This is a genomic window from Pseudomonas atacamensis, assembly GCF_017167965.1.
Lineage (GTDB): Bacteria > Pseudomonadota > Gammaproteobacteria > Pseudomonadales > Pseudomonadaceae > Aquipseudomonas > Aquipseudomonas atacamensis.
Genome location: NZ_CP070503.1, coordinates 1,086,988 through 1,097,500, shown reverse-complemented (window position 1 = coordinate 1,097,500; position 10,513 = coordinate 1,086,988). Strand labels below are relative to the sequence as shown.

10 protein-coding genes (1 of these 10 cut by a window edge) are annotated in these 10,513 nt (G+C 60.0%); 2 read left to right on the top strand and 8 right to left on the bottom strand.

The window, feature by feature from the left end; translation table 11 throughout:
* From msrP to JWU58_RS05090, 5 genes are all read right to left on the bottom strand, one after another.
* Positions 1–157, bottom strand: the beginning of a protein-coding gene (gene msrP / locus JWU58_RS05110; protein WP_024014317.1) for a protein-methionine-sulfoxide reductase catalytic subunit MsrP. 857 nt of this gene lie to the left of the window's left edge; the window shows 157 of its 1,014 coding nt (coding positions 1–157); the start codon lies at positions 155–157; its stop codon lies beyond the left edge, outside the window.
* 63 nt (positions 158–220) lie between these two features.
* The gene (gene pssA / locus JWU58_RS05105) at positions 221–1,078 is read right to left on the bottom strand and encodes a CDP-diacylglycerol--serine O-phosphatidyltransferase (RefSeq protein ID WP_016773182.1); all 858 of its coding nucleotides are present in this window, start codon (positions 1,076–1,078) and stop codon (positions 221–223) included.
* A 148-nt stretch (positions 1,079–1,226) separates the two neighbouring features.
* The gene (ilvC, locus tag JWU58_RS05100; RefSeq protein ID WP_007909969.1) at positions 1,227–2,243 is read right to left on the bottom strand and encodes a ketol-acid reductoisomerase; all 1,017 of its coding nucleotides are present in this window, start codon (positions 2,241–2,243) and stop codon (positions 1,227–1,229) included.
* A 46-nt stretch (positions 2,244–2,289) separates the two neighbouring features.
* Positions 2,290–2,781 (bottom strand): acetolactate synthase small subunit, encoded by a 492-nt coding sequence (gene ilvN, locus JWU58_RS05095; protein ID WP_003176102.1) that lies wholly within the window; start codon positions 2,779–2,781, stop codon positions 2,290–2,292.
* 2 nt (positions 2,782–2,783) lie between these two features.
* The gene (locus tag JWU58_RS05090; protein ID WP_039761986.1) at positions 2,784–4,508 is read right to left on the bottom strand and encodes an acetolactate synthase 3 large subunit; all 1,725 of its coding nucleotides are present in this window, start codon (positions 4,506–4,508) and stop codon (positions 2,784–2,786) included.
* Positions 4,509–4,907: 399 nt separating this feature from the next.
* On the opposite strand from JWU58_RS05090, the gene JWU58_RS05085 reads away from it, so the two are divergent.
* Entirely contained in the window at positions 4,908–5,324 is a 417-nt protein-coding gene (locus JWU58_RS05085; RefSeq protein ID WP_123443333.1) for a DUF4124 domain-containing protein, read from the top strand.
* A 22-nt stretch (positions 5,325–5,346) separates the two neighbouring features.
* On the opposite strand, the gene JWU58_RS05080 is transcribed toward JWU58_RS05085, so the two are convergent.
* The 3 genes from JWU58_RS05080 to mrcB are packed head-to-tail and all read right to left on the bottom strand — an operon-like array spanning position 5,347 to position 8,772.
* Positions 5,347–5,682 (bottom strand): YqcC family protein, encoded by a 336-nt coding sequence (locus tag JWU58_RS05080; protein ID WP_016773180.1) that lies wholly within the window; start codon positions 5,680–5,682, stop codon positions 5,347–5,349.
* Positions 5,682–6,431 carry a tetratricopeptide repeat protein gene (locus JWU58_RS05075; protein ID WP_016773179.1) on the bottom strand — a complete coding sequence of 250 codons (750 nt, stop codon included), beginning with the start codon at positions 6,429–6,431 and terminating at the stop codon, positions 5,682–5,684. Before JWU58_RS05075 ends, JWU58_RS05080 begins: the two co-directional genes overlap by 1 nt.
* 16 nt (positions 6,432–6,447) lie before the next feature.
* Complete coding sequence (mrcB, locus tag JWU58_RS05070; RefSeq protein WP_073475436.1) at positions 6,448–8,772, bottom strand: penicillin-binding protein 1B; 2,325 nt, start codon at positions 8,770–8,772, stop codon at positions 6,448–6,450.
* Between the two features lie 116 nt (positions 8,773–8,888).
* Between mrcB and JWU58_RS05065 the strand changes: the two genes are divergently transcribed.
* Positions 8,889–10,445 carry a bifunctional aminoglycoside phosphotransferase/ATP-binding protein gene (locus JWU58_RS05065; RefSeq protein ID WP_024014320.1) on the top strand — a complete coding sequence of 519 codons (1,557 nt, stop codon included), beginning with the start codon at positions 8,889–8,891 and terminating at the stop codon, positions 10,443–10,445.
* The last annotated feature ends 68 nt before the right edge of the window (positions 10,446–10,513 follow it).

The following is a 10,513-nucleotide window of genomic DNA, read 5'->3' as shown; positions in this document are numbered from 1 at the left end:
AGCGAGGGGCATCAGCGGCACTGGCCCAGCGTGGCAGGCTGCTCACGGCAATACCGGCAGCAGTGGCGCCGAGCAATTGGCGGCGGGAGAGATAAATGGCTTCAGGCGTGACATCCGACTCATGGCAGTCGGATGCTTTGGGGATCTTGATCAACATGACAACTCCGCAGCTTTGGAGGACAGGTGCACCCATAGACTGCGGAGTATGCGGGAAATTACATCACTCGGCGTTTTTGTGACGACGAAGACGCAACAGATATTGCACCGGACCGGATGCCGCATAGGCGAGGAACACCAGCAGCAGAATGCGCGGCGGATCACTGAACACGACAGCAAATACCAGCACCACCGCCAGGATCGCCACGAACGGCACGCGACCTTTGAGATCCAGCTCCTTGAAGCTGTTGTACTTGATGTTGCTGACCATCAGCATGCCGGCCGCCGCCACCATCAAGGCCACCAGGAACGACATCTTCGAACCCTGGATGCCGTAATCGCTGAACGCCCAGACAATACCGGCCACCACACCTGCCGCCGCCGGGCTGGCCAGACCGATGAAGTAGCGTTTGTCCGCCGTGCCGACCTGGGTGTTGAACCGCGCCAGACGCAACGCCGCACCCGCTACATAAATGAAGGCGACCATCCAGCCGACCTTGCCCATGTCTCCCAGCGCCCAGCCGAAGGCCAGCAATGCCGGCGCGACGCCGAAGGCGACCATGTCCGACAGCGAGTCGTACTCGGCGCCGAAAGCACTTTGCGTATTGGTCATGCGCGCCACGCGACCATCGAGGCCGTCGAGCACCATCGCGACGAAAATCGCGATCGCAGCGAAGGCGAAATACTTGCTCGCATTCACCGAGTCGCCGGCGCTCAACGCGGCCTGGGCGCTCATCGAGTTGATGATGGAATAGAAGCCTGCGAACAGGTTGGCAGTGGTGAACAGGTTCGGCAGCAGATAGATACCACGATGCCGGACTTTACGACCTTCAGCGTCGTGCCCTTCTTCGATGTGTTCATCGATGGGCAGCAGGCTTTCGGCGTCGGAAGCCTTGTTCGGCTCTTCGGGACGTTCGCTCATGGACATTACCTTGCAACGGTTTGGAAAAAATTCGACAGAGGCTTGAGGACGACAGTTCGGCCACAAACGATGCAGCTTTATACCAGAAGCACCGGCCCAAACGAAAAAACGCGGCCGAGGCCGCGTTTTTCGTACAAGGGACGACGACTCAGTTCTTGGCTTTGTCGACGATCTTGTTGGCACCGATCCACGGCATCATGGAGCGCAGTTGCTCGCCGATGACTTCGATACCGTGAGCGGCGTTGTTACGACGCTTGGCGGTCATCGAAGGGTAGCCGGTTGCGCCTTCGCTGATGAACATTTTGGCGTATTCGCCGTCCTGAATACGTTTCAGGGCGTTGCGCATGGCCTGACGGGATTCGGCGTTGATCACTTCCGGGCCGGTCACGTACTCGCCGTACTCGGCGTTGTTGGAGATCGAGTAGTTCATGTTGGCGATACCGCCTTCGTACATGAGGTCAACGATCAGCTTCAGTTCGTGCAGGCACTCGAAGTAGGCCATTTCCGGCGCGTAGCCAGCTTCAACCAGGGTTTCGAAACCGGCTTTCACCAGTTCAACGGTACCGCCACACAGAACGGCTTGTTCGCCGAACAGGTCGGTTTCGGTCTCGTCCTTGAAGGTGGTTTCGATGATGCCGGTACGACCGCCACCGACGCCAGCAGCGTAGGACAGCGCAACGTTCTTGGCGTTGCCCGAGGCGTCCTGGTAGATCGCGATCAGGTCAGGGATACCGCCGCCTTTGACGAACTCGGAACGCACGGTGTGGCCCGGGGCTTTCGGCGCGATCATGATCACGTCGAGGTCGGCACGCGGAACAACCTGGTTGTAGTGAATCGCGAAGCCGTGGGAGAAGGCCAGAGTGGCGCCTTTCTTGATGTTCGGCTCGATTTCGTTCTTGTACAGCGAGGACTGGAACTCGTCCGGGGTCAGGATCATGACCAGGTCGGCAGCGGCAACAGCGGAAGCAACGTCGGTCACTTTCAGGCCGTGAGCTTCGGCTTTGGCAACGGTGGCCGAACCTTTACGCAGACCGACGGTAACGTCGACACCTGAGTCTTTCAGGTTGCACGCCTGAGCGTGGCCCTGGGAGCCGTAACCGATGATGGCAACTTTCTTGCCCTGGATGATCGACAGGTCGCAGTCTTTATCGTAGAAAACTTTCATGAATTTCCCCTTATATCCGGCCGTTCAGGCCATGCGCTAATTTGGTTTAGATGCTGAGTACTTTGTCGCCGCGAGCAATGCCGGTCACGCCGCTACGGACGGTTTCCAGAATCGATGCGGTGCCGATGGACTGAATGAAGCTGTCGAGCTTGTCGCTGGTACCGGTCAATTGAACGGTATACACGCTGGCGCTAACGTCGACGATCTGTCCACGGTAGATATCGGTGGTGCGTTTGATCTCGGCGCGCTGGGCGCCAGTGGCCTTGACCTTGACCAGCATCAGTTCACGCTCGATGTGAGCGCTTTCCGACAGGTCCACCAGCTTGACCACTTCGATCAGCTTGTTCAGGTTTTTGGTGATCTGCTCGATCACTTCATCGTGGCCCACGGTGGTCAGCGTCAGACGCGACAGGGTCGGGTCTTCGGTCGGGGCCACGGTCAGGCTTTCGATGTTGTAGTTGCGCTGCGAGAACAGGCCGACTACGCGAGACAGAGCGCCGGGTTCGTTTTCCAGAAGCAGGGAAATAATGTGCCGCATGATTAAGTACGCTCCGTCTTGCTCAGCCACATATCGCGCATGGAGCCGTCTTTGATCTGCATCGGGTAGACGTGCTCGCTGGTGTCGACCGCAACATCGATGATCACCAGGCGATCCTTCATGGCAAACGCTTCGGCCATCTTCGACTTCAAATCTTTCGATTCGGTGATGCGTACGCCAACATGGCCGTAGGCTTCAGCCAGCTTGATGAAGTCCGGCAGCGATTCCATGTAGGAGTGCGAGTGACGGCTGCCGTAGCTCATGTCCTGCCACTGGCGAACCATGCCCAGCACACCGTTGTTGAGGATGACGATCTTCACCGGCAAGCCGTATTGCAGGCAGGTCGACAGCTCCTGGATGTTCATCTGGATACTGCCTTCGCCGGTGACGCAGGCAACGTCGTCGTCCGGGAAGCTCAGTTTGATGCCCATCGCGGCTGGCAGACCGAAGCCCATCGTGCCCAGGCCACCGGAGTTGATCCAGCGGTTCGGCTTGTTGAACGTGTAGTACTGCGCGGCAAACATCTGGTGCTGACCAACGTCGGAGGTCACAAAGGCGTCGCCCTTGGTCACTTCGCAGAGGGTTTCGATCACGGTCTGCGGCTTGATCTTGCTGCCGTCGCCCTTTTCATAAGGGAACAGGCCGCGATCACCGCGCCATTCATCCACCTGCTTCCACCAGCTGGCTACGGACTCCTTGTTCGGGGTCTCGCCGATTTCCTTGAGAATCGCGACCATTTCGGTCAGGACGCTCTCGACCGGACCCACGATTGGCACGTCGGCCTTGATGGTTTTGGAAATCGACGCCGGGTCGATGTCGATGTGGATGATCTTGGCGTTCGGGCAGAATTTCGCCGGGCCGTTGATCACCCGATCGTCGAAGCGGGCGCCCACTGCGAGAATCACGTCGGCATGGTGCATCGCCAGGTTCGCGGTATAGCTGCCGTGCATACCCAGCATGCCGATGAACTGACGGTCAGTGCCAGGGAATGCGCCCAGACCCATCAAGGTGTTGGTCACCGGCAGGTTGAGCATTTTTGCCAGTTCGGTCAGTTGCGCGGAGCCATTGCCGAGAATCACGCCGCCGCCGGAGTACAGCACCGGGCGCTTGGCCGCCAACAACATTTCCGCTGCTTTGCGGATCTGCCCGGAGTGACCGCGAACGGCCGGGCTGTAGGAGCGCAGCTTGGCTTTTTTCGGAAAAACGTATTCGAACTTTTCGGCCGGGTTGGTCATGTCTTTCGGGATGTCGACCACGACCGGGCCCGGACGACCGGATTGCGCCAGGTAGAAGGCCTTCTTCATGACTTCCGGGATTTCCGAAGCGTGCTTGATCATGAAGCTGTGCTTCACGATCGGCCGGGAGATACCGATCATGTCGGTTTCCTGGAACGCGTCGGTGCCGACCATGGTGCTTGGCACCTGACCGGAAATGATCACCATCGGAATCGAGTCCATGTAGGCGGTGGCGATACCGGTAATGGCGTTTGTGGCGCCTGGACCGGAAGTCACCAATACCACGCCGGCTTTACCGGTGGCACGGGCGTAGCCGTCAGCCATATGGGTCGCCGCTTGTTCGTGACGAACCAGGATGTGGGTCACTTCCGGTTCTTTGAACAGGGCATCGTAAACATGCAGGAGAGCACCACCCGGGTACCCGTAGATATATTTGACGCCTTCGTCACGCAAAAAGCGGACGAGCATCTCACCGCCAGATAAAAGCTCCACGTTGTTCACCTCTAAAACGCCAGAATACCGTCCACAAAAAAGGGGCGGGTCTTAATAGGTTTACTTCTCGGCAGAGCATGAGCGACGGTGGTCGCCGACTACGTCAGCACTGACTGAGCAAGTATTGGGATCGTCCCAAGTGTTGCGGGCCTTTCCCACCCAGCGCGAGGTAACGCGTTGCGGGTGTAACAGGTCGGCGCGGATGTGCGCCTCATGATCTACCGAGTGGGTCTGCTTCTGGCAGTCCCTCTACAGCGGACTTTGGATTCTTCTGTTTCGCCCTCTGCAAGTCAAGTCGTCTGTGTGGTTAATTGTGGGTAAGCACATGAGAACGCAAGAAAAAACCTGAAAAGCGCTACTCTGTTAGCGTCAATTGCGCATTTTTGCCAAGGAATCAGCATGCGAACGCTCCTCCTCACTCTGCTGATCGGCCTCAGCCCATGGTGCTCGGCCGCTCAAATCTACAAATGGGTCGATGCCCAAGGCGTCACGCATTTCGATGCGCAGCCTCCGCAGGGCCAACCGTCGACGACCGTACACACACCCTCCTCACCCGCGCCGAAAGCTGCGCCGATGCCGGGCGGCGGCGTACTTGGCGATCAGAAAGCCATTGATGCCAAGGTGAAGAAACAGGTCGCCGAGCAGCAGGCGCAGCTCAAGGCGTTTTGCGAACAGGCACGCACAAACCTAGCGCAACTGCAGAACAATCCACGTTTGCGTGAGGAGGTCGAGGGGGATGTGCGCAGGCTCGACGATACACAGCGTCAGGAACGCATCGTCGAAGCGAAGAAGCAGATTGCCGAGAACTGCCAGTAGGCCTGGCAGTTCCCAGTTTAGTTCAGCGGGATGCAGTGATCAGCAGGTCAAACTCTTTGAGCAGCACCTGCAACTGCCGATCCTTTCCGCCAAGGTTGCGCTGGGCAAAGACCATTTCCGCCATTTCCTGAATGCCCGAGGCGTTCGGCAGCGGCAGATCCTGTTCGAGGATCATCTTCATGCGCGGCAGGAAGATCCATTGCAGCCATTGCTCGAAGTCCAGCGTGTCGACCGAAAACGGCTCGACACTGCTTAGCGCTTCGGCGGACGGCTCAACCTCATCCCACCAACCCTGGGTACGCAGCTCGCGTTCGATCAGCAACAGCTGATCGGCGATTTTCGGGAAACGCACGTCCATCACAGGGAAACCTTGGCCTTCTGACGGGCCAGTGCGGCGCCGGCGGAATCGCCTTGTTTCTCACGAGACTGAGCGATGATTTCCCACAGGCTGGCTTGCAGGTCCGGACGACCGTTGGCCATGGTCAGCGCACGACGGGCAAATTGCTCGGCTTGCGGCGCATCGCCCTGGGCCATGCGCACCTGCGCCAGACGGTAAAGCACTTGTGGCTCACGGGGGGCGACACGTTGCGCCCGCTCCAGGCTGGAAGAAGCACCGTTGAGGTCGCCACCGGCCTGTTGCTGTTGCGCGGTGGTCAGCAAGGCGAGTACCGGGCCGTCCAGTTGCTCATCCGCCGACAGACCGCCGCCACTGCTGGCCGAAGGAATGCCACTTGGCGTCGACGGCATGCTGTAGCTGCCGGAGTTGATCGGCGCCGACTCAACCGCCGATGGGTTGTACGGCCCCGACGTGATACCTCCGGATGCAGGCCCCGGGACGATCGGCGAAGAGCTGATCGGTGTTGACACCGCCGCACCGCCGCCCGGCACCATAACTACTACGCCGGTATCGCCTTGCGGAATCGCCTGAGTCTGGCCCTGCACCGGGCGCTTGACCGTGGTCTGGCGGAAACCGCCATTGGCGCCGATGCGCTCGCTGTTGGACACGGCGGTGCCCGAATCCACCACAGGAATCGAACCACGCTGTACGGTGGAGCAGCCGCTGAGCAAAGCCACGGCGGTCACCGCTGGAATCAACCACTTGTTCACTTGAAACCCTCTTTGCTTAATTCATCCAGCCTTTGACCCAGTCCATCACCGATTCCGGCGAGGCAGGTGTTTCGCTTGCACACGCGGCGCCGGGTGGCGGTTCGCTGCCGCGAATATACGGCATCTGTACCGCGCCGGGGCAGTTGGCATCCGACCCTTGGCCGGTGCGCGAATCGACCCAGGCCTGCACGACGTTGTCCGGCTGCGGCATGTCCAGCGGCAGCGGATCGGCCTTGCGCATGAAACTGGTCCAGACCTGCAACGCACCGGTGGCCCCGGTGAACGGCGTCTTGCCGTTGTCGTCGCGGCCGAGCCAGACCACTGCCAGCAGATCCTGACTGAAACCGGCGAACCAGCTGTCGCGCGAATCGTTACTGGTACCGGTCTTGCCCGCGAGGGTCAGGGTCTTGGGCAGCACGTTATAAACCGAACTGCCGGTACCTTCACGCATCACCCGCTGCATGGCGTTCTGGATCAGGTAAATCGAGGCAGGATCGAAGCGCTGTTCGATCTGGAACGGATAACGCTTGAGCGGCTCGCCCTCGGCGGTCAACACGCTGCGAATGCCGCGCATCGGCGTATTGAAACCACCGTTGGCCAGCGTCTGATACATGGTCGCCACTTCGATCGGCGTCATGCCGCCGGCACCGAGCAGCATCGACGGGAACGCCGGGAACTCACGAGTGACGCCCAGGCGACCCACGGTCTTGAGCACATTCGGCACACCGACTTCCAGGCCCAGACGCGAGGTCGACAGGTTGTAGGAATGCGCCAGGCCCTGATAGAGGAACACCGTACCGTGGGAGCGGCGATCGTAGTTCTGCGGCTTCCACACCTGACCGTTGGCGCCCTTGACCGACAGCGGATCGTCCGACAGCCAACTGGTCAGCGTGTACTGGCTCGGCTTCTCCAGTGCGGTCAGGTACACCGCCGGTTTGATCAACGAACCAATCGGGCGCACCGCATCCAGTGCACGGTTGAACCCGGCGTAACTGGCCTGACGGCTGCCGATCATCGCCTGGACTTCACCGGTTTCCGGGTTGGTCACGACCATCGCCGCTTCGACGTCATCCGAGCCCTTGCGCCCAGCCAGACGCTTGAACGTGTCGTTGACCGAGGCTTCGGCTTTCATCTGCAGAATCGGGTCGAAACTGGTGAAGATGCGCAGGCCTTCTTCGGTCAAGTCTTCGTCGCGGTAGTCTTCGCGCAACTGACGTTTGACCAGATCGATAAAGCCCGGGAACGAGCTGTCGGCGAGCTTGCCGCGAGTCGTCACGCCGAGCGGCATTTTCTTCGCCGCTTCGACCTGCTCGGCGGTTGCCACGCCTTGCTGCGCCAGCACGTCGAGGACCAGATTACGCCGCTCCAGCGCGCGCTCCGGGTTACGACGCGGGTTGTAGTAGGACGGCCCCTTGACCATGCCGACCAGCAACGCCACTTGATGCAGTTTCAGCTCGGACAATGGCTGGCCGAAGAAGAACTGGCTGGCCAGACCGAAACCGTGCACCGCACGCTGACCGTCCTGGCCGACAAAGACTTCGTTGAGGTAGGCCTCAAGGATTTCCTTCTTGTCGTAATGCAGTTCGAGCAGCAACGCCATCATCGCTTCGGTGAGCTTGCGGGTCAGGCTGCGTTCGCTGGTCAGGTAGAAGTTCTTCACCAACTGCTGGGTCAGCGTACTGCCGCCCTGGGTCATCTTGCCGCCGGAGGTGTTGATCCACACTGCGCGGGCGATCGATTTCGGCGATACGCCCCAGTGACTATAGAAGTCGCGGTCTTCCACGGCGATCAGAGTTTCGAGCAGGTACGGCGGCACCTGATCAAGTTTGATCAGGATGCGGTCTTCGAGATTTTTCGGGTAAATGCCGCCGATCATCAGCGGCTCGAGGCGCACCACCGACAGTTTCGAACCGTTGGTCGAGGACAGCTCAGCAACGTAATCACCGGAGAAACGCACACGCACTGGCTGCGGCTTTTCCAGACCTTCATAGAACTGGAAGCCACGGGTGTTCAGGTCAACCGTATTGCCGCTGACGGCTGCGGCGCCGGGGCCGTTGCTCACGGCTTCGCGGCGATAGCCGAGGGCATCGAGTTCGGTGAGGAAATCGTCCTTGCTGAGCTTCTGTCCGACGAACAGCTCAAGCGGGCGCGCGTACACCTTGGCCGGGATGGTCCAGCGCTTGCCGGAGAACTTCTCCTGCACCACGGCATCGAGGTAAACGGCAAAGCCGGCCAGCACTACAAGGCCGACCAGGCTGAGTTTAATGGCCCAGCTCAACCATGGACTGAGGCCCTTGGCTGGTGGTTTTTTCTTGGTACGGGGGGATCGGGATCGAGTCATGGCGGCGGATTATACGCACTTTATCGATCCTCAACAGGCACGCGCGGAGGTTTGCGTCAGGCGGGCAAGCAGCCATAATGGCCGCCTCGAATTCCCCCGCCTCTGAAGGATCGCCCGTGAGCCAGTCCCTGATCGCTGCCCTGCAAAACCCGGCCCTCTACCCGCATCCCGTCGAAGGGTTTCAGGTCATCGAAACCCACATTTCGTGGGTGATTCTCACCGGCCCCTTTGCCTATAAAGTGAAGAAGCCGGTGAATTTCGGCTTCCTCGACTTCACCAGCCTCGACGCACGTGCGCATTTCTGCGCTGAAGAGCTGCGTCTGAACCAGCGTCTGACCGCTGATTTGTATCTGGACGTGTTGCCAATCACCGGCAGCGTCGAGGCACCGCAATTGGGCGGCGACGGCCCGGCTATCGAATACGTGCTGAAAATGCGCCAGTTCCCCCAGAGCGGGTTGCTCAGCACCCTGCAAGCCAATGGCGAATTGACCACTCAGCACATTGATGCGTTGGCCGAGCAGATCGCCCATTTCCATCTCAACGCCCCGAAAGTCCCGGCCGAACACGACGCCGGCACGCCGGACAGCGTGATGGCACCGGTCGCGCAAAACTTCGAGCAGATCCTGCCGTTCCTCAGCGACAAAAACGATTTGCTGCAACTCGATGCCCTGAAAGCCTGGGCCGAAAGCAGCTTCGAGCGCCTCAAGCCCCTGTTCGCCCAGCGCAAGTCACAAGGTTTCACCCGTGAATGCCACGGCGACATCCATTTGGGCAACGCCACGGTCATCGACGGCAATGTGGTGATCTTCGACTGCATCGAGTTCAACGAGCCATTCCGTTTCACTGACGTCTGGGCCGACACCGGTTTCCTCGCCATGGACCTGGAAGACCGTGGCCTGAAATCGTTGGCGCGTCGCCTCATCAGCCAGTACCTGGAACTGACCGGCGACTATGAGGGCCTGGAAGTGCTGAACTTCTATAAAGCCTACCGCGCGCTGGTGCGGGCCAAGGTGGCATTGTTCAGCATGCCGGCCGACGCGACTGCGGTGCAGCGCGCCACCACCCTGCGCCAGTACCGCAACTACGCCAACCTGGCGGAAAGCTACAGCACCATTCCTTCGCGCTTCATGGCCATTACCCACGGTGTTTCCGCAGTCGGCAAGAGCCATGTGGCCATGCGCCTGGTCGAAGCGCTGGGCGCGATTCGCCTGCGTTCCGACGTCGAACGCAAGCGCCTGTTCGGCGAGCAGACTGTTGCCAACGACGTACAGGCCGGCATTTACAGTGCCGACGCCAGCACCGCGACCTACGCACGTCTGCATGAAATCGCCGAGGTGATCCTGCACGCCGGCTTCCCGGTAGTGATCGACGCTACTTACCTCAAGCGTGAACAGCGCGACAACGCGGCGAAGATTGCCGAAGCCACCGGCACGCCGTTCCTGATCCTCGACTGCAACGCCCCGCAAGCCGTGATCGAGAGCTGGCTGGCGATGCGTCAGGCCGACCAGAAGGATCCGTCCGACGCCACCCTCGCCGTGATCGAAGCGCAACAGGCCAATCGCGAAGCGCTCACGCCGGAAGAAATCCTGCGCAGCAAACGCGTGCAGACCAATGAATCCGGCACGCTGGACACCGTGGTCGCGCAGATCCGTCAGCGCCTGCCGGGTCTGTAAAAAACTATTTCGGCCGTGAAGCCCTCGCTCGCTTCACGGCCGGCAAATAGTGGCACTATACTGGCGTC

Coding starts and splice junctions, on each gene's coding strand:
- pssA (WP_016773182.1), bottom strand. CDS start 1,078: ATGAGCGAACGTCCCGAAGAGCCGAACAAGGCTTCCGACGCCGAAAGC.
- ilvC (WP_007909969.1), bottom strand. CDS start 2,243: ATGAAAGTTTTCTACGATAAAGACTGCGACCTGTCGATCATCCAGGGC.
- ilvN (WP_003176102.1), bottom strand. CDS start 2,781: ATGCGGCACATTATTTCCCTGCTTCTGGAAAACGAACCCGGCGCTCTG.
- JWU58_RS05085 (WP_123443333.1), top strand. CDS start 4,908: ATGCGAACGCTCCTCCTCACTCTGCTGATCGGCCTCAGCCCATGGTGC.
- JWU58_RS05080 (WP_016773180.1), bottom strand. CDS start 5,682: ATGGACGTGCGTTTCCCGAAAATCGCCGATCAGCTGTTGCTGATCGAA.
- mrcB (WP_073475436.1), bottom strand. CDS start 8,772: ATGACTCGATCCCGATCCCCCCGTACCAAGAAAAAACCACCAGCCAAG.